Origin of the sequence: Bosea sp. RAC05, assembly GCF_001713455.1 — a bacterium.
Lineage (GTDB): Bacteria > Pseudomonadota > Alphaproteobacteria > Rhizobiales > Beijerinckiaceae > Allobosea.
On the sequence record NZ_CP016464.1, the window covers coordinates 1,185,477 to 1,206,795 of the forward strand.

A 21,319-nucleotide genomic window follows, 5' to 3' on the forward strand; every position below is an offset into this window, starting at 1 on the left:
GATCGATTAATCCGGCGGGCCACCCTATGGTCTCCGCAAGACAGGGAGCCGGCGATGACCAGCCCACGACGAAGCCACTGGGACGACGTCTACACGACCAAGCCGGCCGACACGGTCAGTTGGTTCCAAGACGACCCGACGCCGTCACTCGACATGATCGCGCAGACCGGTCTGAGCACGGACGACCCCATCGTCGACATAGGTGGCGGCGCCTCGGTGCTGATCGACCGGTTGCTGGATCGCGGCCATTCGGCCGTGACCGTGCTCGACATCGCCGACGCCGGCCTCGCCGTCGCACGTAAACGCCTGGGCGAGCGCGCCGCGCTTGTGAGTTGGATCGCGCAGGACGTCACCGCCTGGCAGCCTCCGAAGGACGCCTTCTCGATCTGGCATGATCGCGCCGTGTTCCACTTCCTCGTCGAGGAGGCCGACCGGGTGGCCTATGTTCGCGCGCTTGATCGAGGCGTCAGCGTCGGCGGCTACGTCATCCTCGCGCCCTTCGCACTCAGCGGCCCCGAACGATGCAGCGGGCTCCCCGTCAGGCGCTACTCGGCGGACATGCTTCAGGCGGAGCTTGGACCGGCTTATCACCTGATCGATCAGCAGGTGCAGACTCATGTGACGCCAACCGGGAACCATCAGAACTTCATCTGGTGTCTGTTCAGAAAGACGCCGACGTCGGCGGCAGCGGAACCATGACCGAACCCCGCGACCGCTCGGCGCCCATTCTGGCCAACAAGCACTACGCCGAAGAATCCGCCTTCCAGCCGGGAAACCTGCTGCGCGAAGCGCGTCGCCAGAAAGGGCTGGCCGCGAGCGACGTTCCGGCGATCTGCGTGCTCGACCCCGACGGCGATCTCGTCCGACGCTTGCGCCGGGACGGACGCGCAACGGCTGATCGAGACTGGGCCTGCTATCACAGCGAGCTCGATCGCTTCGTCGAAGGCGACGTCGATTTTGGAATCGTCGGCTGCGTCGTTGGCGCCTCCTATGCCGTGCTGGTGGCGGAACAGCTCTTCGCCGCCGGCTGCAGGCTCCTGATCAGCATGACCTCGTCCGGGCAACTGCAGCCGGTGCGGCAGCCTCCTTATTTCATCCTGATCGAACAGGCCCTGCGCGACGAGGGCACGAGCTACCACTACCTTTCGCCATCGGACTTCGCCCAGGCCGACACCGGTGTAATAGCGGCGCTGGAGGGCGCCTTCGATGAATTGCGCGAGCCGGTGCTGCGCGGCGCGACTTGGACGACCGACGCGCCTTTCCGGGAGACGGAGCGCGCCATTGCCGCCATGACCGCACGCGGCCTGCTCGCCGTCGAGATGGAAGCCGCCGCGCTCTATGCCTTCGCGCAGGCGTGCGGCAAGCGCGTCGTCTGCTTCGCCCACGTCACCAACCAGATGGGCCAGGAGGGCGATTTCGAGAAGGGCGAGGCAGACGGCACCATTGATGCGCTGGCCGTTATCCTCGCGGCCGCGCGTCGTCTGGAATGACACATCGTTAGGCCACTGGCCCAGCGCCCTGTCGGTCACTTCGGTGCGTCCAAAGCGGTCATTTCCAAATCCGTTGAGATCTGAGCTGCGACTCGTGGAGCTGCCGTTGTTCAAGGTCAATTTCGCAGACCATGAACTGCTTTGCCGCCCTATCCCGTGAAGTCGAGGTGCGATTTTGCTGGCCGTGCTGGCTGAATGCACCGTTGACACTGGCATGGGGCCAACTCGCGCGTCTGAGGTTGGGACACTCGTCTACGCCTGCTGCCGAGGTCCAGTCAGGACGCGCCAATACGAGGCTGCGAACAGGGCGAAGGCCCCAATCCAGCCGAGCCACGCCAGCGGAAGAAGAGCCGTGAGGCTGGGGTCGAGAGCTGCGCATATGCGCAGGATCGCAGCTCCGATCAGCATCCCGTAGACGGACTGGACCCAACGCGAAGCGACCAGGGGCCGACCCGTATGCCCGAGGCTCGCACGCGACATGATGGCGAGGACCATGAGACCAGCCGCGCCGGCGGCCCAGGCGTGGTTGCCGGTCGAAGCCGCGAGCCAGCCGAAAGCGGCGGCGGCCGCGAGGAAGAAGCCCAGTGGGATGAAAGCGTAGGCGATGTGCAGAACCAGCACGAGACGGTCACGCCATGTCCTGTAACCTGCCCAGCGGAGCAGCCGGACTGTCTGAAGGCCTCCGGCCAGGGTCAGGAGCAGGCCCGTGGCGGCACCTTCCGGGATGGCCGTCCACAGCAGCAGGGCGCATGCGCTGACGACGAGGGTCGCGATGTCAAACCTGTCGAAAGGCGAGGGCAGGCGCCCCGGATTCTCCCGGGCCAGCCAGTTACGTGTGAAGCTCGGGACCACGCGCCCGCCGACGAGGGCGATCAGGAAGATCGTGGCGGCGATTCCGAGGCGGCTCCCGATGTCCGCGGCGCCGCTGTGAAGAACCTCAGCGTGAAAGACGACATTCCCCGCCAGCAGCAGCCCGGCGACGGCGATGATCCTCAGATTGCGCCAGTTCTTGCCGGCGACCACCTCACGGATTGTCACGGCAGCGACCAGCGCCAGGAAGGCGAGGTCGACGACCGCCGCAAATGTCAGGGAGGTCGCCGCCGAAGTTGAGATCGCCAAACGCCCGGCGAGCCAGACGAGCACGAGGCCGATGAGGGGCCTCCCCTGCAGCGGCAATCGGCCGGTCCAGTTGGGGATGGCGGTCAGTAGGAACCCGGTCACCACAGCCGGCAGGAAGCCGAAGATCATCTCATGGGCATGCCAGTCCCGCGGCGCCATCGCCGTCGGGATCGTGATCTCGCCATAATATGCAGGGAGCCAGACGAGCATGGCTGCGGTCGCAAACAGCGAGCCGAGCAGGAAGAATGGGCGAAAGCCATAAGACCAGAAGGGGTGTCCGCTCGCGTCGCGCAGCCGGGCTATCGGAGCCATGGGAAATCCTCAACAGGGCGTCGATCCGCTCGTCCGCCTCCGACACGGGTGCTGCGCGCCTCGCCAGCGGCTGCTTGACCCAATTCCCCCGAGAGATTGTCCACGAAACGGCGGCAGCCTGCGGCGATATCGAACCGGATCACGCGAGCCTCCCTGTCGCGGCCCTCGGGGTCGCAGACTCGTCATAGCTCCCTCTGGGAGGGGGCTGTTTGTCGGATCGCAAACAGGGAGCGCACGGCTTCCCGATGGCGGGTTCGGCGGGATTGCGTTAGCACCGCGTAACGGCGAGGCCTTTAAGCGGCCTGCCGGCGAAAGGCATCCATGAACGCGCTTGATCGGTCCATCCTCGACGCGGTCCCCGCCTTCGCGGCGCTGACGGGCGAGGAGATCGACCTCGTGCTCGCGCATGCGAGGTCGCTGCGGTATCCAAAAGGCAGCACGGTGTTCGAGCAGGGGGGAGCGGCGGACAGCTTCTTCGTGCTGTTGCACGGCCATCTCCAGGTCGTGAAGCTCACCCCTGCCGGCCAGCAGGTCGTTATCCGCTATGTCGTGCCAGGGGAGATGTTCGGCATCGCCGTCCAGATGGGACGTCGGAGCTATCCGGCCACGGCCCAAGCGATAATGGACAGCCTCGCGCTCGTCTGGCCGTCCTCGGCCTGGCCGACCCTCGTCGCCCGCTACCCTGCCCTGGCGGAGAGCGCGTTGCACATAGTTGGCACGCGATTGGACGAGGCCCATGTCCGGGTGGTCGAGTTGGCCACCGAAGAGGTCGAACGCCGCGTGGCGCACGCCCTCTTGCGGCTTCTCAAGCAGGCGGGCCGAAAGGTCGATGACGGCATCGAAGTGGCATTCCCGATCACGCGAGAGGACGTCGCACAGATGACCGGCACGACGTTGCACACGGTCAGCAGGATCCTGAGCGCCTGGGAAGCCCGGGGTCTTGTCGAAGGTGGACGCCAGCGCATCGTGGTGCGCGATCCGCACGGGCTCTTCGCCATTGCCGAAACCCCCAAGGCGTAGTCGCTCATCTCATCTCTCGATCGGCATCCGCTTGTCCGACCGCCGCCTTTTCGAGGCATGTCATGAACGACGCCAGGTCGTGGCTGTGCTCCCGGCAGGCGTCCTCGACCGAATGGAAAGCGCCGACCGGACATCCCACGCAGAGAAAGCCGTGCTCGAGGAAGATGCGGATCGTCTCGGGCCACGTCCGCATGACGTCGTCGACCGGACAGTGGGGCTGGATGGTCGCCATGGGGAGAAAGCCTCCTCGCTTCCAACTAAGGCCTTGGGCGAGGCGCGTCTTTGCGCCGGGACAAGGACCTGTCGTCCGGATCGCCTAGGGTGAGCCCGTCCAGGTCGCCGGCAGCGCGTGGCCGACGCCACAAGGGGCGGGTTGCCATGCCTTCGTTTCTGACCGCGCTCTCGGCCTTCCTGCTGTTCCATCTCTTGCCGGCCGCCCCGGCGATCCGCGGTCGACTCGTCGCGAAGATGGGCCGCAGCGGCTACCTCACGACCTATTCCATCCTCTCGCTCGTTCTGCTGGCCTGGGTCGTTGTGGCGGCGCGCCAAGCTGACGACGTCATCCTGTGGGATACCGGACGCTGGCATTACCTGACGCCCTTCGTCGTGATGCCCTTCGCGCTCTTCCTCATCATCGCTGGACTTATTCAGCCCAATCCGCTCTCACTGAGCCTGCGGAGCGGCGCCGACATTCCCGCTATCGCAGCCGTCACGCGCCATCCGGTGCTGTGGGGGCTGTTGCTGTGGGCTCTCGCGCATCTGCCGCCGAATGGCCGGCTGATCCCGGTCCTGCTCTTCGGTGCGATGGCGGCGCTCGCCGCCATGGGCTTCCACCGGCTCGACGCCAAGGCGAGGCTCAGAATGGGGCCGGAGCGCTGGTCAGAGGCCGCAGGCAAGACCTCGGTCCTGCCCTTCGCCGCCATGCTGACCGGCCCGACCGTACCCGGTGCCGGCCGCGTTCTGGCCGTCGCCGCGGCCGCGTCTGCCGCCATCTACGTCTGGTTCATCCTCTACGGCCATGCTTGGCTCATCGGCCCGAGCCTGCGTCATGGTTTGGAAGCGTTCCATTTAATAGGTGGGCGATACTGAGTATAAATCACCAGTTCGCGAAGGCTGGGCTTCAGCTGCATTCCAGGAAGGCGCAGTGGACCAATCCAGCTCTGTCAGACTGTCTTGCCTTTGAAAAGAGTTTGTCTCGCAGAAGAAGTCCTAGCTCACCGCAAGACTCGGTCGCCGCGATACACGGCGCGGCTGGAGGAATCACCGATGGGCGGGAGCCGTAATCGCAATGACTACCATCGATCGATAGTCCAATGGAACTCTCCCAAAATCCAACGCTGACCAGAACCGAAATCATGCGGACCTGGCTGCCGCCCGTTCCAGCAGTCCAGCATACTTCTCATTTCCTCGGGATCGAAAGTGCATCGCCAGCTGCGAGCCTACCTGCCTGCGGCGGCCCAGCATTGCTGCTTTCAAAGTCGCAGAATGAGTAGTGTCAGAAAATGAATACGACCGAATGCATCTAACCTCTAAGTTCATTCTACCAAAAAACTCCTCTATCATCAGTGCGGACATGGCATTTTTAATAAAATTATTCCGATACGTACAGCGAATATAAGTATGCGTGTATATGTTATGATTTAGTTTTATTAAATTTTTTCCTTCAAAATCGTCAGATACAATAACATTCCATTGTGTTTCCATCGTAGCGGGAATTAGATTGTCGCATGAACAGTCAAGATTACGCAACAAAAAATCATAAAATCTAGAATTATCTGATGAGGGGCATCCAGATGTGAGGTTATTATGCCAATCGGGAGAAAATTGGTCTAAATCAATCAGCCAGTAGGAACCTAGCATCGAGTTTCCTGGCCGAATTACCCGATGCTTTGCCGAAATAAATTTCGGTACGGGGGCGTTCAGCATTCCAGCCGCAGCGGACATCGAATGCCAGGCAGCGGTCGCAGCTCGCAAGCCATAAGCACCGCCGCGGCCTCGCTCCACTGAATGACCATGCCATTTGAACGCGAAATCATCGGGCTTGCTAAGGTCACGAGGGAAAGAAACTTCGAAAAATCCGTGGGCCAACCGCTCCTCCTAAAGGTTGTGCGAGCGGCGCAACCATTTAGGCGCTTGGGCTCGATTCGGCGCATGACACTGATCATGACGGCCTTGCGTGCGCTGCTTATCCACATGGATAAACCGTAGAGCCACTTGAGATTGACGACGCCGAGGTTGGCTTGGGAGCGAGCTTGCGGGTCTGGCCTGCTGCCGATGTCACGGGCACCCAATCCTTGTCATTGAAGCCCTGTTTCGACGCCGCGCAGCGCCTTGGGAAGCCCTTTGCCACTCCCCGTCACAGATCCAACCTTGACTCCTCCGTCGCTCCGATATTCCTGATACGTTCTCACGTTCAGGAGCGCGCTCTCGATGATCGCGAGAGGTTGCGCGCGTCGCAAACCTGGCAGCATACAACTCGAAAGCGGCAACCGCCGCCGAGAGGCTTCCCACCTACTGGGTAATCCACGACGAGTTTGCGGAGTGGATGCTTACGGATGAGTATAAGTCCGCCGTCACCTCAACGGTCGGACGGCTCGGTGTGAAGGCGCGGGCAGCCGGCATATACCTGCTGTTCGCGGCGCAGCGGCCCGACGCCAACGTCGTGCCGGTCCAGCTGAGGTCCCAGCTTGGCAACCGGCTCATCCTCAAAGTCGATTCAGAAGGCACGTCCGAGATCTCGCTCGGCGAGAAGGGCGCCGAGAGACTGCTGGGTCGAGGGCACTTGCTCGCGCGCCTGGAGGGCGAAAGCGCTCTTGTGTACTCGCAGGCGCCATTCGCCAGCGAGGCCTTCATTGAGGGCGTCGTCGCCGCCATCGTGGCCGAAGGCTGACGGGACGTTGGCGCCCGCCACGGAACGCAACGGGCACTGGTCGCGCGACGATACCATCCTGCTGCTGGATCTCTATCCACGACACCCTGAGGCCGACGCGCACCACCCGGAGGTCACGGCGCTACGGAGCTCCTGCGCGACGGCAGCCGGACGTCACAGCCGGTTCTAAAGCGACGCGGAACGCCGCGCTGAAAGATTCCCCCGCCGGGACGAGATTCCCGAGAATCGCCCAGATTCCCCGGAATCGAGCGGATTCTCGGGAATCGGTATGATTGTAGGGAATCTTTCGCTCGAGACATGCTCGTTAATGGCCTGAGCCACTAAAATTACCGGGATTTGCGCGTTTTCTCGGTGATTCTTCAAAAGGCATGTCGGACATGCGAAGATTCTCGAAAAAGGGCGCTTCTTAGGCTTCGCCATACGGGCCTACGACGGCCAAAGGCGGCTCTACGACGAGCCGTGGGCAGGTTCCTCTCACCCATTCGAATTAGGCTGCGCAGAGGCATTACGACATGCATTTCAATGGGTTAACTAAATGGGCCTGACAAGGGGAAGTGCTACAACGCTACAGGCCCAGAAAGAGGGAGAAGGAGGGCACGATACCGCAAAGTTGCTGCAGCCCCCTCTCGGGTCCAGCAGGCATCTTCGCTGAGCCTCGCTTCCGCTCGACTCCGTGCTCTCCGAGGGGTCTCCCGACGGGCTCCGGCACGCCTCTCGGCGGCCTGCGTTGGCTCTTCGAATCCGGCCTGGTCGGCCTCGTCCCGCGCGCTCCATTGACATGGATCGCGCCGCCCTCTCGGGCGGCTGCGGGTCGTTCGAAGAGCGTCTCGGAGGCGGTCGGAAACCGCCATCCTCGACCGTTCCCGGTAACCACGCCATCCCTCTCGTTCTGGCGATGTTCTCCGGAAACGGGCAGGATCAGCCCGTGAAATGGTCTGATTCGGGCCCATAGGAGTTGCGTCGTGACCAAGGCCAAGACGAACCTGCCGACGAAGAGGTCGGCCAAGAATGCGCAGCCGACCATCATCATCGAAGGCCATGAGACCTTCGAACGCCTCGGCATGATCGCGACCAAGATCGACGGCGTCGAGCATTTCCTCGACCGGTCGTACGCCCGAAAGATCGGGCGCCAGGAGAACATGATCTCCCTGACGATCGAGGAAAATCGGGCTGAGCTCGAGGCGTACGGAACACTTCAAGTAGTACTTGATGCGTTCGCGATCGGCGGGAACGGCGTCAGAATGCCGACGAAGGCCCACTGGCTCAACGCCGACCAGATGATGATTCTGGCGATGCAGTCCCGGACGCCCAAGGGCGTCGCGTTCCGCAAGACGATCGTCAAACTGGTGACGGCGCTGCGTGAAGGACGCCTCGTCTACCGAGACGATCTATCGATCGCCTCCGACCGCGACCAGAATGGCCACGTGGCACTCGCCGGCCCAACAGGACCGGCCCTGCCCTTCGACCTGTCGAAGGGACTGGCACCCGTGCCCGAGGTGAACGCCTGGGCGTGGTCCTTCTCGGTCAAGGACAAGCAGAAGATCCAAAACATCGACGTCCCGCGCGCCGCGACGACCGACGACGGCGTCACGCTGCACGTGGTCGGGACGACGCCGTGCATGACCGCTTCGGACATCGGCAAGCTGGCGGGGCCAGAGGAGGCCCTGATCGTCGGAGACATCGTCAGGTCCAACCTCCCCCTCTTCGAGAAGCACGGAAAGGTCTGGATCACGTCGAAATGGGGGGCGGGCCGCAAGCGGGGCGCCGCGCCAGACCACCTCCTGAACGCGCCACAGGCCGGCGCACTGCTTGGCCTGCTGGAGGCGCGCGGGGCACCGAAGGCCGTGAGGACGCGCGTGGCCGCGATCTTCAGGGCCTACTTCGAGCGCGCGCTGTCGGACCTCTGCAGCGATCCCATCCAGAAGTCGAACGCGATCGCCATGGAGCAGGCGCGCGTCGGCTACGTCATCGACGCCCATGGCTACGTCCATAGAACCCACGACGAGAACGGCCGCCCGGTCTCGCCCTACCACTGGCTCCCTCCGGTCCGGATCAACCTGGCGCGCGTCGTCTCCCACATCGACGGCGACGGGAAACCCGTCTACATGGCAGGGCACTCAATCGCGCCCGTCCCATGAATCACTCCCTCGGAGGCGGCAGAAGGGCCTCCTCGGGCGATCGCTGGCCCGGTCGCCACAATGGGGCCGACCGGCAAGGGCCGCGACGTCGCAGTCAGCCATCCCGACGCGCAGATCACCGCTAGTGAGCTGCTATGCCTCATCGCTACCGCCGCCTCGGCCGGCCTCGCACCCGTGGTCGAGGCAATCTTGTCGACGCAAGGCATCAAAAAACGAGAGTAAGCCCAACTCCAGCGGCAATCCATACCATGAACCCAGTTTTGAGCGACGGCAGTGGCAATTGACGGTTCACCGATCGCATCCATACTCCAAAAAAGGGCCGAGTTGCGCCCGTTGCAGGATGGATGCGGTTTGGCCAAAGCAGCGGACAGGGGAATAGAGCCCGCTGAGGGCAAGTCGGTCCTCAACGCCGGCAACCAGAAGCAGGTCGAGCGCCTGCTCAAGAAGTCCGCCGACCAGGCCGCCAAACAAGCCAAGCGCAAGTGGAAGAGCGCAGGCCGCAACCCCTTCTCGCGGAACGCCAACGCCCGCATGGGCGGGATCGAGAAGGCCCTGACCAACGCCCTCAAGGGCGCGCTGAACTTCCACGCCAACAACTCCGGTCCGCGCCCGTCCATCAAGATGACGGCCCCCGACACCGGCGGGAGGCCCTTCCACTTCTCGCACACGACCGTCAACGCAAGCGGCGCGTCCAAGACCTACAGGCCCGGCACGACGGCCGCCCACATGAGCTACATCGACCGCGAGTCCGCCGTCGAGCAGGCCATGCTGGAGGAGGGCGTCGACCTGTCGCTCTCGTCGCGCGAGATCTACGAAGAGGCCTTCGGCCGCGATCCGGCCGAGCGAATGCAGGGCTACATCGAGGACGCCGAGAAGGTCGAGGCCGCCAAGGCGGCGCAAGCGGGCCAGGCGCCCCAGCCGCTCGCCTTCACCTTCGGCAACATCGGCGACACCAAGGAGGAGCGCCGCGCCTTCTGGCAGCTCGTCGAGGACCATCCCGAGCGCGGCAACGCGCGGCTCCAGAGCCGCGTCATCCTCGAGCTGCCGGTCGAGTCCACGCCGGCGCAGCGCGTGAAGATCGTCAAGGAGTACGTCAAGGGCCTCGAGGAGCGCGGACTGCGCTACCACGGCGCCCTGCACGCGCCGACCGACAAGAACGACCCGCGCAACTACCACGCCCACATCATCTACATGGCGAGGCCGGCCGAGAAGGTCGACTTCGCGTTCGACGGCCTCGACGACGGCACGGACAAGCCGAAGGCGAAGGTCTGGGACTTCGCGGCCGTCACGAAGATCAAAGACGAGTTCAGGGTCACGCGCACGCGGTACTTCCACCGCCAAACGGTCGATCCCGAGACCCGATCGAAGAAGTTCATCCCCAACGAGCGCAAGCGCCTCGCCGAGATCGTCAACGCCGTCATGGCCGAGGCCGGCAACCCCGTGCGCTACGACCCGCGCAGCTACAAGGCGATGGGCATCGAGGTCGAGGCCATGCGCTCGATCTCGCGGATCGTCGCCGACAAGGCCAAGGACTCCAAGCGCGTCATCCTCGACGAGGGCCGCACCAAGCGCGACATCGAGGCCGAGGTCCGGCGCCTCGCCCAGGAGCGCGCGCCCGAGTACGCCGAGGTCTCGAGGATCCGCGCCGCCGTCAGGACGGGCCACAGGCAGCTGCGCCAACTGGAGAAGGAGGGGTCCTTCCTCAAGAAGAAGCCGATACTGCGGCGCGGGGCGCACGGGGTGAAGACCTACGTCAAGAGCAAGGCGCTCGACTACGCCCGCACGCGGGCGTTGCACGTCGAGCGCTCGATCGAGGCCGCGCAGGAGATCCGCTCGGTCGAGCGCGTCGTCGAGGCAACCAAGCCTGAGGTCATCGCCCTGTTGCGGGCCAGGCTCGCGCGCAGCCTGCTCGATGCCCGCGCCAAGGGCAACAAGAAGGAGGTCGCCCGGCTCAAGAAGGAGATGGCGGTCGTGCCGAAGACCGCGCTCGCTGCGCTCCTGCACGGCGTCGCCAAGTCGGAGGTGGAGATCCTCAAGGCCCGCAACGAGCGCGCCGGCGCCTCGAGGATGGCGCGCGTGCGCCAGGCGATGCGCGACTGGCGCGCCGCCGCGCTGGGCGCCAAGCCGGACCTGACGCCGACGGCCCCGCAGACGGCGATCCGGACGGGCGGAATCGCCGTCAACGCGGCGGCGCGCACCACCGAGGCGCCGGCGATGCCCAAGCCCAAGGAACACCCCATGTGGGCCTCCTACGACGACATCGTCGACGACGTCTTCAAGACGGGCTTCCAGAAGTACATGTGGGGCGTCAACAAGCGCTACACCAACTTCATCCTGGAGAACGCCGACAACGACGTCCCCGGACGCACGCCGCTCGAGCTCGCGGCGAAGCTGATCGAGGCCGTCAAGCAGCACCCGGCCAAGGCCGAGGAGCTGATCATGTCGTACCAGAACGGACGCCAAGTGCCCCAGCCCGGCGCCTTCTCCGACGGCCCCACCCGCCCAACGGGGGCGCAAGGGCCGATCGAGGACGCGCCGCCGGTGTTCAAGCAGCGCGCCAGGATGCCCGGCGCGGCGCCCGGCGAGGTACAGCCCTTCCCTTACGACCTGACCCCGCTCGAGCCGATTACGCCGCTCGCTACGCCGTTGAGATCGACTGCGCCGGCGGACGAGGCTAAGCACGTCCCGCCAAACCCACCGCCCTCGGACGAGGCTACCAACGAGCCGGCGAAGGCCAAGCGCAAGGATAGGGAACGCAAGAAGGAGAGGCGGCGCGTGATTATGATCGGACGTGGCCGCGAGCGGTAGACGACCACCAAAACGTCCCGCGAGCGAGGTACCTCGTAGGAGATTTGGCCCGATCGGCCCCTTCAGATTCAGCGAGTCTTCCGCGGAGGCCCGGAAATGGGTCACCCCAGAGAAAAAGGCCTGCCGGAGCGGGTCCTCTGGCCCCGCGCTCCGTGGACGTTGATATGAAGAATGAGAGTTTTGGTAGCGGCGACGACGCGCCGCAGGATGCGGACCTCCGGCTCTATGCCCGGGCCTGGTCCGGAGCGATGACCGCCGACGAGCTGTTCTTGCGGGCGGAAACCTACCTCGCTCATTCCCTGCTCATTGGCCGAGACCCGGACCGGTCCTATCCCGAGCACCGTCTGACAGGGCATCAACTGAGCCAGGGCGCCCTCATTGCCGCGCGCCGCATGGCGCTGCTGCTGTCAGAAATGCCTACTGGCCTTCGTGAGGTCCTGGCGCTTCGCATTCACCTCCATGAGGCCATGTCCGTTCTCGAAAGCGAGACGACGGCCTCGAATGCCGTCCACATGATCGGGGCGGCAATCAAGGCCGATGCCGAGCGCCTGGGCGTCGGATTCCTGCCTTTGGCGCATCCCCGTGGCCGGGGGCATTGACATCTATGTCATTGATTTTTATAGATTTTGAGTCGACCGGACTCGACACGGCCGTCAATCTGCCCACCCAGGCCGCTTTGATCCTGACGGACGATGATCTCGTCGTCCAGGACGAGGTAGTACTCTTTGGCCGGGTGCCCCAGCACATCGTGCCCGCGCCCGACGCGATGCTGGTCACGTCGCTCACGCCGGAACAACTCGAAGCGCCCCGGCTCAGCCATCTCGAACTGGCAACATCCATCGCGCGACTGCTGGCGTCATGGGCGCCGGCTACCGTCGTGGGCTTCAATTCCCTGAGGTATGACGAGGAGCTCCTTCGAAATTTCTTCCATCAGACGCTCCTCCCTCCCTACCTAACGTCTGGCAAAGGCTTCCGCCGCGCGGACGTCCTGCCGATGCTGAGGACGCTGGCACAAATCCGGCCATCGGTGATCTCTATCCCAAAGGTGGACGGCAAGCCGGTCTATCGCCTCGGCGATGTCTGCAGGTTCAACGGCATCGGGCTCGCCGAGCACGACCAGCATGACGCCCTCAACGACGTGCGCGCGACTATCGCGCTGTTCAGGCTGATGCGCGAGCGCGCTCCCGACCTCATCGCGAGCATGATGGAGAACGCGCACAAGTCCGGGGCCATCCGGCGGCTCTCGGCGGGCGGCATTGTCGGGCACGCCGATTTCGGCAGGATCGTTCCGGTGACCGCTCTCATGCCGGCCCCAAACAATGGGGCGAGCTGGGCGGTGGCGGATCTGTCGATCGATCCTTCCACCTATCTGGGCTTATCGGCACCCGACCTGATTGGTCTGATGGGCGCCAAGGGCGAGCGGCCAATCCGGACGGTGAAAGCAAATTCGCAGCCCATGCTCCTGCCGTGGACGCCCGAGGTCAGCATGGCGGCGACCTGCCGACCAGAGGACGAGGCGGTCTACAACAACCGCCTCCGCCAGATCCACGCCGACGATGGGTTTTGGCGCAACCTGACCGCCGCCCTGGCCAACCGCTTTGCCGATCGCCAGCCTAGCCCATACCCGGAGCAGAGGCTCTACGATGGCTTCCCCTCCAAGGAAGACGTTGGACGTGCCGCCCGGTGGCACGAACTGGACTGGTCCGCTCGATACGCCTTTGGCGAACGGCACTTTCAGGACGATCGCCTCCGGGCCTTCTCGCGACGGCTCGTGTTCGAGCATGCGCCGGAGACGATGACACCGGAGCAGTGGCGAGAGGGGCGCGAGTGGCTGCAAAACCGGCTGACGACGACCGATCCGGTGCCGTGGCTTACCCTGCCGGCCGCAATCGCCCGTTGCGCCGAGTTGCGGCGCGAAACAGTCGACCCGGAGCGCCTTGCCCGGATCGACGTGATCTGTCGATGGCTGGAGGGCCGCCTTGCTGAGATGGTCCGCCCGGCCCAACCATCATCGGGCTAGGGTGGCGAGATCGATGCCGGCTTCCGGCCGGCCAAACGAGCGGCGTACCTATCGAGGGAAGGGCGCTGGCCGTGAGGTCCGCGTCCTTTTTCGTGGCGAGCGGACGACGAGGGCCATGCACGAGGAAAAGACCGGTCAATGAGACGAAGGGGATCACACCCCCGGGATCTCAGGCAGACACGAAGAGAATCCGACAACATGGCCTTCCTACGGCCTCAACACGGCCCTCTGGTCCAGAGCGCGCTTAGAGGGCCTTCCTGTCCTGTTTGCGATCGGTCAACACCGGCTTCCCACGGCGCCACGACGGGATTTGGGTCCAGAGCGCGCTTAGAGGGCCGTCCTGTCCGGTTGGCAGTCTGCCAACAGGGCCTTCCCACGGCCCTAACACGGCCCTCTGGTCCGGATCGGACTCAGTCGGCCGTGCCGTCGGATTGGTAATCTCTGGACCTGGGCTACCCACCATCCTGTCAGCGTCTTCGAACTGGGCTTCGAGTCAGAACGTTGTTCTGTAAATGGTCGCTCAGGCAAATCTCAGAACGATGTTCTGACCCGATTAGGCGATCAGAACATCGTTCTCGCCGGTCGAACAGCGTTCTGACCTGGCAAAGCGCCAAGTCGCTGACCGAGCCCGCGGATCGCCCCTACAACGCGCGGGTTCAACGTCGTCCGGGCCGGGTCGTCGAGTCAGAACGGTGTTCTGGAAAATCGATCAGGCTCTCCAAAAACGTTGTTCTACGCAGATTTCGGCAATCAGAACGGTGTTCTAGCCCGGCGAACAGCGTTCTGGCCAAGGCACAGGTTGAGGCAGCTTATCAAGCCGCCAAGGCCGCTCACAAATCAGAACACCGTTCTGGTCGGAGCTTGAAGTTCAGAACGTCAATCTGGATCAGGCGGCGCCCGCGAGGCGTCGCCTGTTTCCGTTCGAGCCGGGCTTGTGGAGGTCATCAAGGCCACCCCGCGGGACGAGGTCCGCTCCGCGGCCTCGAATAATCGGATCAACCCATGAAGACTGCGCGTCGTCGCCCCGCCTCCTCCGAGCCGGCCGCCGCTGCCCCTAAGACAAGGGGAGGGAAGAAGACAGGCTCGGGTACGCCCATGACCCAGGACGAAACGCCTGGCGACGTTCCGCTGCCGCCGACGAGAGCGGTCTATGACCGCGACGCGGTACTCCGCGAAATGGAGATGCTCCTCGGCCGGCCTTACTATGGACATCTCGAGGAATTCCACGGCTCCCCGACGGCGTTCAACGAGGCGGACCAGAGCCGCTATGACCGCCTCCTCGCGCTGTACCATGACGCCAGCGCCGGGCAGCGTCCGCTCCTAATCGCAGCCCAAGAGCACGTCACCGCCCTGGGCCTGGTGAGGACGCGGTGCCCCGGATTCGAGCCCGTAGTCGACCTGATCATCCGCTCGGCGGTCCTATCGATGCGCACGGGCACGCCGATCGCCGTGCCTCCGCTGATGCTGCACGGTCCGCCGGGGACAGGAAAAACCCATGCAAGCCGTCAGATTGCAAGCGCTCTCGGCACCGAAATTCACGCGATCAGCTGCTCAACCAATAGCGACGCCCAGGCGCTGGTCGTCGGCCACCCGACGTCGTGGAAGGCAGCTCGCATGGGGCAGCTGACGGAAGCACTGGCGAATGGGATGAGCGCTCAGCCCGTCATTCTGCTCGACGAGGCCGACAAGCTCGTCACGCACAGTTCCGAGAAGCCCTACAACACGCTTCTTGCCGCTCTCGAGCCGGAGAGCAGTCGGGTTCTTTTGGATGAATTCGTACGCGTGGAGTTCGACCTGTCGGGCGCGATCTTTATCGCGACCGCAAACGAGGTCGCGGCGCTGCCCGACTTCATCCTCGACCGTCTCTTGACGTTCTTCGTCGCCCCACAGCGGGGCGATGCCCTTCTCGCGGTGACGCGGTTGATCGCTGAAAGGCTCGTCGGCGAGCTCCACGGTGGCGTAAACGTCCCGTCCGACGACGTTCTGACGCGCGCGGCGCGTCATAACCCGCGCCGGCTCGGCAAGCTGCTGCGGCTTGCATTCGGCTACGCGGCGGCGGGCGGGCGCGCGGCGCTGACCATCGCCGACATCGTGGCGGCCGAAGAGCTCGTGAGGGCATCGCCGCAGGCGCGGCCCATCGGCTTCCTGGCGGCGCATCGCGAAGAGGGCCCGGATAGGGCTCTGTGATGAAGGTGAGGTCCCGACCGGCTGACGCCGATCGTGAGCGGCTCGTCCCGGCCGGGGCGGCGTGGCCGCTTGGATCCAGACGAGCCTGAGAGATGAGGCATCGGAATCAGAACCCCCGATAAGCCCGCCCGACAACACAAGCCGAAAAGATACGAAGACGATGACGAAGAAGACCCTCCCGCCTGCAAACGGCCGACCGCTCCAGCCTGCCCACTCCGCCGCCGCCGTAATGCGCTACTTCAAGACGCAGTGGCCGCGGATCGGCGGCACGGCCCTGACGCCGCTGCGTGCCGATGCCTTCCGGGATCCGCGCTTCACCGAGCGCTATGAACCCGGCATCCTCGTGCGCGCCTATGTCGCCGCATGCGGCCAGATCACCTCGCCTGAGAACGCCATTGGCCTGCTCGGTGCCGCGCGTGACCTCAACCTGCCGCTCTACAAGGTCGCGAGCACCGAATGCGCCGATATCCGTCGCCGCACGGACGCGCTCAACCGCGACCGGTACGGCTCCCATCGCAAGCTCGCGACCGGCGGCGTCTTCGATCCTGGCTTCGACAGGTGGACATTCCAGCAGATCCTGCCGACCCGCGAGCCGCTGCGCGGGGCACCGGTGACTCTGGAAGCACGCAGCGTCGACGTGATCTTGCCTGCTGGGGTCAGCAGCGGTGAATTCGAGAAGCGCCTCCACCAGGCAATGGCGAACGCCAGCCTGAATGCCTGGCTCGAGACGAGCGACGGCATTGCGCACTGCGCCTTGGTCGGTCTGAATCCCCGCGAGCAGCAGCGCTTCACCGCCCTCCGGTTCGGCAAGCCCGCCAGGATCTCGCCCGCTGAAGAGATCTACATCTTCCGCCCGATCGGCGAGGACGCGGATCGGCTCCTGACGGTCATCGAGACCATCATCTACCAGCTCGTGCTCGGCACCGCTTCCCCGGCCAATCCGCTCTGGTCCAGCGCCAGCCAGCATGCCGGGCGCCGTGATGGCGCGCCCTCCGACCGTCGTCACGCTTCCGCCTGATCGCCTAGCACCGCCAGGCCGTCTTCAAGACGGCCTGGCGGCTTCATCGAGACGCCCTTCAGGGCAACCTCCCTCATCCCAAACGAATGATAGACCCATGACCGCCAGCACCCATTCCGACCTGCTCTCTCTCCACCATGTTCTCTTCGATACGACGGTCCGTCCCGTCATCTCCGAGCTCGCCGCGATGCAGCTCGATCGTCCCAGCGACGGCGACTACGCCGCCTTCATCGGCAACACCCCCTCGCTCGTCGCCATCGCCGCCCGGTGCGCTCAGCGGTCGCAGGAGCTTGAGCGGTTCATTCGGCTGGCGGAAGCTTCGGCGCCGTTCCTGGTGCGCGAGCACGTCTCGACGCCCCAGGCCTTCGCCATGCTCTCAGAGGACGCCACGCTGGCCCTGGCTCTGCTGCCGGCGCGCACCGCCGCCGACCACCATGCGCGCCGCGAGCACGGCTTCGCCCTGATCCGCGCTGTGCACGAACTCGATGATCCTACCCTCGAGCCGCTGGCCCGCACGGCCTTCGGGATCGAGCCGCTGTCCACGAAGACGGCCGGTGCGGTGGCGACGAACGCGCTGGCCCACGCCGTGGCCAGCTACCGCGAGATCGAGGCATCCCGCAGCACCGCGACCGTGCATCGCATCGAGGATGCCGCTTCGCTGCGGGCGTTCGTCGAACAGGCCCCGGACTTCGACGCGCTCTACCGCACGGTCGAGCTTCACGCCCGGGAGGCCGATCGCTGGGCGGAAAACCTCGTCTCGTCCGACCTTGGCCATGAGGAGCACCAGCAGATCACCATGGCGCTGGAGGGCGCGAGGCTACAGGCTCGCATCGCGCTCCTGAGGATTGCAATGTCGCCGGCCCATGTCGATCTCGACCGATGGGACGACCTCGCCGCGCTGGTCGTCCCACACCCGACGCCGCAGCTCGCGGCGACCCTGTCGCTGGCCAAGAAGATGTCGGTCTCCCTGCGCGAGATGCTGGCGGCGCATCCGCTGGTCTGAGCCTCCGGGCACCTGAGGAAAGCAAGAGGGCGTCCTGTCGGGGCGCCCTTTTCGTTTGGCGAGCGATGAGGTGCGGCCAGCCGGTCGTCACCCCCGTGGAGCAGGAAAACAGACATGAACTTGAATCTCGAGCATCTCGCCGCGCAGCCGGATCGCGACCGCCGGCAGGCTGACCCCATCGGGGCGATCCTCACCCGCCTCCACGACGATCCCACGATCGCCGATCTGATCGCGCTGCGGGAATCGAAGCCGGACCTGTGCGATGCGGCGGTGAGGGCGGAAGCGCACCGCGACGCCTATGGCTGGAGCGCCAGCCAAGCCGACGTCGACTCGCTTGCGCGGATCGCGCTGCTCACGATCGCCGGCGCGCATGCTATGATCGTCTCGATCTTCCCGGCGTCGTCGATCGACGACGTCGACGCGAAGGTCTCCCTGCAGCCAACCCGGGAATGGCTGGCCAACTGGCAGGGCAGCGGCGACTTCGTCCGAGGACGGATTGCGCTGGCAGCCTTCAATCCTGGACAGGCGACGGTGCCCCCGCGCACCGAGATGTCCCTTCGGGAAAGCGCGCTCTACCCTTGGCCTCCGGAGGGCTTCGATCTCGCCGCCGAAATCGATCGTCTGGCGACCCGTCAGATCTACACGCGCGAGCAGTTCGAGGTCCTAGCCGCCTTCGCAGGTGAAGGCCTCGATATGCAGTCGGCGCTCGAGAAGGCCCGGGACTACTTCAGCGCCGCCGACCGCCTTCTCAAGGACGCGATGCGGCTTGGCCCGATGGCTCACCAGACCCGGCTGGCTGCTGAAGGCGCTCTGATCGCCGCGTACCTGTCGTGCGGGCAGATCGCGGTCTGGCCAGCGCGGCGGGGCACCCGCGACCGGGACGCCAAACTCGCCATGCAAGCGCTGGTGAACGGGCGGGCGACGACGGCCGATCCGCTGCACATGCAGGCGGCCATTCGGCACGGGACCACGTTCACATCGCAGGTCAGCCTGGTTGAGCCGAGGCTGTTCGCCGATGGACGGCTGGGCGAGTGGGTAGGGAACGTGTAGGCGCCGGGCTGTACCGGGATGCGCCATGTGTGGACGGCTCTACCTTTGGCAAGGGTTTCGTTGGACTGCTGCAGGTTGGCCGGTGCATTCATCACTGTGTAAGCCAGCGGGCATATGCCCCGATATCGATCATAGGCACGGTGCCATTGAACTGTAGCTTCTCGATCAGCTTGAAGAGGAATGCCGTTGCGGGCTTTCCCTCGTTAACGAACTCGTAGACGTCGCCGCTGGTGCGGCTGAAGTGACCGTGTGCCGCGACGCAGCCGAGGTCCAGCCGACCTGGATTGGTCGTGTCGGAGAGCGCGCGCTCCAGTGACGGCCCGAGCGCGGGTGACCATTCACTTTCGAACGCCAGGATTCCGCCGAGGATCGGGAAGAGCGCCTTGGCGGGAAAGGTGCCGCCGGCATGCGGTATCGGCAGTGACGTGCGGTGCAGGTTTCGGACGCTGGCGACCTTGTCCTGCGCATAGGCGATCAGGCTGGCATCGACCGTCTGCTTTGCCTCGAAGACCGCGTAGACGCTTTCCGCTGGGATGACCTTCTGGTCCTTGAAGTCGAAGATGAACGGTGAGTACTGCCGATCGAAGACCACGATGTCGATTTGATCGCTGAAGTTCCCCTCGCTGTCGACGACGTGCGCCGTTTCGGCCTGATATCGCTTGGGTAGGTACTTCTGAAGGAGCTCCAGCCAGACCTTCTCGCTGGCGTCGCCCTTCGTGCCGGTATGGCCGAACGACCCGCGCGAGATGTTCAGTTGCCCCTGGATGTCGGTGTGGAGGTTCGCCAGGAGGGTCGACAGATTCCAAGTGGTCATCGGCTCTTGTCCTGAAATGGCGCGGTGGGAGCCATGGCTTGCGCGATGGCAAGCGCCCTGGCCGGATTGATGCTGGTGTCGGGATACGCGTCGAGCACGATCGACGGGATCAGGCGCTGGGTGAGGTCGGAGAAGGTGAAGCCGTAGTCGCGTGGCCTTGCTGGCCCAGTGGCGGCGACGAGGCCTTCGATCTGCGAGGCGGTCACGCCTGTGCCCTGCAGGGTCGTGGTGATGACTGCGCGGCGCTGAGCGTCGTTGGGCCGATCGAACGTGATGATCTCTGCCGCGCGGCGGCGCACCGCTGGATCGAGCGAGTCGACCCTGTTCGTGCACATGATGACGGCCGCAGGCAGTGCGCCGTTGCCTAGGCGGTCGATGCCCCTGATGAACGCGTTGACGCCGGCGCGGTCCTCGTGGTGCATCTGAGCGGCCTCGCGGGACTGAGCCAGCGCGTCCGCTTCGTCGACCAGCAGGATGACGGCGCCTCGCGCCTTCGTGCCCGATGACTTCAGCTTTCTCGCTTCGCTGACCGTGTGCTCGAACGCGGCGGAGATCAGCTGGGTCATCTCGCCGACGCGACCTTGGCCACGGGCCGAGAGGCTGAGAGGCAGCAAGGTGATCCGGATGCTTTCCCTCCGCGCCACATCGTCGCCGATGGTCTCTGCCAATTCGGTCTTCCCCGAGCCCACGTCGCCCGCGAGGACGATCAGAGGCGGCCGCCGGATCACGTTCTTGACGAGGGCCTCGGCCGCAGGATGGTGTTTTTCGACCCAAGCGCTGAGGCCATCGGGGTTGACGAGGACCGCGAGCATCTTGCTGAGACGCGACTTGTGGGTGTCGAGCCCAACGAGATTGTTGAGTCGCGCGCGGGCGTCGACGTCTGGATAGGTCGAGGCGCCTTCGAACAGGCCTGCAAGATCTGGGGTCGTGCTCATCAGGAGTTCCTCACGATCGCGCGGCCAAGGGCTTGCCCCCCGGCCGAATAGGTCCGGTCGGAAACGAGGCGGCCGTTGACAGTGGGCTCTGGAGCGCCCGTGCGCTGGAACGGCATCCTCTGCTTGAACGCGACTTGCTCCGCAGAGCTCAGGGCATCCCAAGCGGCGGTGTAGGTCAGGTAGTTGTGAATCGAGGCGCCCTCGACGTTGGCGCGCGGCGGAATCCCGCCAGGGTCGTCGTCGTTGGCGCTGGCGCCTGCCAAGTCGCGTGCCGTGTAGCGCAGCGTCGGCTCGATCCACTGGCCGTTGCGACGGAAGCCGATCGTCAGCGTCCCAAGGTAGCCAGCCTTGAGGAGTTCGGTGACCTCATCCTGCCACTCGGCGATCTCCTTGTCGGACGGCTTGCCGTAGAAGCTCCGGAGGCGGCGCAAGTCGGTGGCGACCTTCGCCGCCATATGTCGCGCGTGCGTGATCGTGAAGGTTTGGCTCTCGGTGATCGTGAAGCTGCCTGTCAT

19 protein-coding genes are annotated in these 21,319 nt (G+C 64.8%); 13 read left to right on the forward strand and 6 right to left on the reverse strand.

The features are described from left to right. Positions 1-54 precede the first annotated feature (54 nt). Positions 55-699, forward strand: a complete 645-nt coding sequence (locus BSY19_RS09015) for a class I SAM-dependent methyltransferase (protein ID WP_069053872.1) — start codon at positions 55-57, stop codon at positions 697-699. Next, positions 696-1,490: a nucleoside phosphorylase gene (locus tag BSY19_RS09020; RefSeq protein WP_069053873.1), complete on the forward strand. Its 795-nt coding sequence runs from the start codon at positions 696-698 to the stop codon at positions 1,488-1,490. The genes BSY19_RS09015 and BSY19_RS09020 overlap by 4 nt, the downstream gene beginning before the upstream one ends. Before the next feature lie 252 nt (positions 1,491-1,742). Here BSY19_RS09020 and BSY19_RS09025 read toward each other — a convergent pair whose 3' ends face one another. Then, a complete protein-coding gene (locus tag BSY19_RS09025) occupies positions 1,743-2,921 on the reverse strand; it encodes an NnrS family protein (protein WP_069053874.1) in 1,179 nt (392 codons plus the stop codon). Between the two features lie 321 nt (positions 2,922-3,242). Here BSY19_RS09025 and BSY19_RS09030 point away from each other — a divergent pair, with 321 nt between their 5' ends. Then, entirely contained in the window at positions 3,243-3,941 is a 699-nt protein-coding gene (locus BSY19_RS09030; RefSeq protein ID WP_069053875.1) for a Crp/Fnr family transcriptional regulator, read from the forward strand. Between the two features lie 4 nt (positions 3,942-3,945). Here BSY19_RS09030 and BSY19_RS09035 read toward each other — a convergent pair whose 3' ends face one another. Continuing rightward, a complete protein-coding gene (locus BSY19_RS09035) occupies positions 3,946-4,173 on the reverse strand; it encodes a DUF1858 domain-containing protein (RefSeq protein WP_069053876.1) in 228 nt (75 codons plus the stop codon). Between the two features lie 146 nt (positions 4,174-4,319). Here BSY19_RS09035 and BSY19_RS09040 point away from each other — a divergent pair, with 146 nt between their 5' ends. Beyond that, complete coding sequence (locus tag BSY19_RS09040; protein ID WP_069053877.1) at positions 4,320-5,030, forward strand: NnrU family protein; 711 nt, start codon at positions 4,320-4,322, stop codon at positions 5,028-5,030. 264 nt (positions 5,031-5,294) lie between these two features. On the opposite strand, the gene BSY19_RS27490 is transcribed toward BSY19_RS09040, so the two are convergent. Then, entirely contained in the window at positions 5,295-6,029 is a 735-nt protein-coding gene (locus BSY19_RS27490) for a hypothetical protein (protein ID WP_150129548.1), read from the reverse strand. Between the two features lie 373 nt (positions 6,030-6,402). Here BSY19_RS27490 and BSY19_RS09045 point away from each other — a divergent pair, with 373 nt between their 5' ends. The 9 genes from BSY19_RS09045 (at position 6,403) to BSY19_RS09085 (ending at position 19,055) form a co-directional block, all read left to right on the forward strand. Then, positions 6,403-6,831: an FtsK/SpoIIIE domain-containing protein gene (locus tag BSY19_RS09045; RefSeq protein ID WP_150129549.1), complete on the forward strand. Its 429-nt coding sequence runs from the start codon at positions 6,403-6,405 to the stop codon at positions 6,829-6,831. Positions 6,832-7,793: 962 nt separating this feature from the next. Further along, entirely contained in the window at positions 7,794-8,969 is a 1,176-nt protein-coding gene (locus BSY19_RS09050; RefSeq protein WP_069053879.1) for a hypothetical protein, read from the forward strand. Between the two features lie 351 nt (positions 8,970-9,320). Next, on the forward strand, positions 9,321-11,777 hold the full coding sequence (locus tag BSY19_RS09055; RefSeq protein ID WP_069053880.1) for a MobA/MobL family protein: 2,457 nt from the start codon (positions 9,321-9,323) through the stop codon (positions 11,775-11,777). 164 nt (positions 11,778-11,941) lie between these two features. Then, entirely contained in the window at positions 11,942-12,376 is a 435-nt protein-coding gene (locus BSY19_RS09060) for a hypothetical protein (protein WP_069053881.1), read from the forward strand. Positions 12,377-12,381: 5 nt separating this feature from the next. Then, entirely contained in the window at positions 12,382-13,797 is a 1,416-nt protein-coding gene (locus BSY19_RS09065) for an exonuclease domain-containing protein (protein ID WP_069053882.1), read from the forward strand. Between the two features lie 1,095 nt (positions 13,798-14,892). Beyond that, positions 14,893-15,984 (forward strand): AAA family ATPase, encoded by a 1,092-nt coding sequence (locus BSY19_RS09070; RefSeq protein ID WP_069053883.1) that lies wholly within the window; start codon positions 14,893-14,895, stop codon positions 15,982-15,984. A gap of 160 nt (positions 15,985-16,144) precedes the next feature. Continuing rightward, positions 16,145-17,002 carry a hypothetical protein gene (locus BSY19_RS09075; protein WP_150129550.1) on the forward strand — a complete coding sequence of 286 codons (858 nt, stop codon included), beginning with the start codon at positions 16,145-16,147 and terminating at the stop codon, positions 17,000-17,002. A gap of 97 nt (positions 17,003-17,099) precedes the next feature. Beyond that, a complete protein-coding gene (locus BSY19_RS09080) occupies positions 17,100-18,005 on the forward strand; it encodes a hypothetical protein (RefSeq protein ID WP_069053885.1) in 906 nt (301 codons plus the stop codon). 114 nt (positions 18,006-18,119) lie between these two features. Further along, positions 18,120-19,055, forward strand: a complete 936-nt coding sequence (locus BSY19_RS09085; RefSeq protein ID WP_069053886.1) for a hypothetical protein — start codon at positions 18,120-18,122, stop codon at positions 19,053-19,055. Positions 19,056-19,146: 91 nt separating this feature from the next. On the opposite strand, the gene BSY19_RS09090 is transcribed toward BSY19_RS09085, so the two are convergent. The 3 genes from BSY19_RS09090 to BSY19_RS09100 are packed head-to-tail and all read right to left on the reverse strand — an operon-like array spanning position 19,147 to position 21,319. Continuing rightward, positions 19,147-19,869, reverse strand: a complete 723-nt coding sequence (locus BSY19_RS09090; protein WP_069053887.1) for a DUF6602 domain-containing protein — start codon at positions 19,867-19,869, stop codon at positions 19,147-19,149. Beyond that, positions 19,866-20,804, reverse strand: coding sequence for an AAA family ATPase (locus tag BSY19_RS09095; protein WP_069053888.1), 939 nt, complete (start codon positions 20,802-20,804; stop codon positions 19,866-19,868). The genes BSY19_RS09090 and BSY19_RS09095 overlap by 4 nt, the downstream gene beginning before the upstream one ends. Further along, a complete protein-coding gene (locus BSY19_RS09100; RefSeq protein ID WP_069053889.1) occupies positions 20,804-21,319 on the reverse strand; it encodes an HORMA-1 domain-containing protein in 516 nt (171 codons plus the stop codon). The genes BSY19_RS09095 and BSY19_RS09100 overlap by 1 nt, the downstream gene beginning before the upstream one ends.

Excerpts from the sequence above, each read along its gene's own strand:
- BSY19_RS09020 (WP_069053873.1), top strand. The coding sequence starts at position 696 with ATGACCGAACCCCGCGACCGCTCGGCGCCCATTCTGGCCAACAAGCAC.
- BSY19_RS09085 (WP_069053886.1), top strand. The coding sequence starts at position 18,120 with ATGAACTTGAATCTCGAGCATCTCGCCGCGCAGCCGGATCGCGACCGC.
- BSY19_RS09080 (WP_069053885.1), top strand. The coding sequence starts at position 17,100 with ATGACCGCCAGCACCCATTCCGACCTGCTCTCTCTCCACCATGTTCTC.
- BSY19_RS09025 (WP_069053874.1), bottom strand. The coding sequence starts at position 2,921 with ATGGCTCCGATAGCCCGGCTGCGCGACGCGAGCGGACACCCCTTCTGG.
- BSY19_RS09090 (WP_069053887.1), bottom strand. The coding sequence starts at position 19,869 with ATGACCACTTGGAATCTGTCGACCCTCCTGGCGAACCTCCACACCGAC.
- BSY19_RS09040 (WP_069053877.1), top strand. The coding sequence starts at position 4,320 with ATGCCTTCGTTTCTGACCGCGCTCTCGGCCTTCCTGCTGTTCCATCTC.
- BSY19_RS09095 (WP_069053888.1), bottom strand. The coding sequence starts at position 20,804 with ATGAGCACGACCCCAGATCTTGCAGGCCTGTTCGAAGGCGCCTCGACC.
- BSY19_RS09060 (WP_069053881.1), top strand. The coding sequence starts at position 11,942 with ATGAAGAATGAGAGTTTTGGTAGCGGCGACGACGCGCCGCAGGATGCG.
- BSY19_RS09070 (WP_069053883.1), top strand. The coding sequence starts at position 14,893 with ATGACCCAGGACGAAACGCCTGGCGACGTTCCGCTGCCGCCGACGAGA.
- BSY19_RS09075 (WP_150129550.1), top strand. The coding sequence starts at position 16,145 with ATGACGAAGAAGACCCTCCCGCCTGCAAACGGCCGACCGCTCCAGCCT.
- BSY19_RS09030 (WP_069053875.1), top strand. The coding sequence starts at position 3,243 with ATGAACGCGCTTGATCGGTCCATCCTCGACGCGGTCCCCGCCTTCGCG.
- BSY19_RS09065 (WP_069053882.1), top strand. The coding sequence starts at position 12,382 with ATGTCATTGATTTTTATAGATTTTGAGTCGACCGGACTCGACACGGCC.
- BSY19_RS09035 (WP_069053876.1), bottom strand. The coding sequence starts at position 4,173 with ATGGCGACCATCCAGCCCCACTGTCCGGTCGACGACGTCATGCGGACG.
- BSY19_RS09015 (WP_069053872.1), top strand. The coding sequence starts at position 55 with ATGACCAGCCCACGACGAAGCCACTGGGACGACGTCTACACGACCAAG.
- BSY19_RS09100 (WP_069053889.1), bottom strand. The coding sequence starts at position 21,319 with ATGACAGGCAGCTTCACGATCACCGAGAGCCAAACCTTCACGATCACG.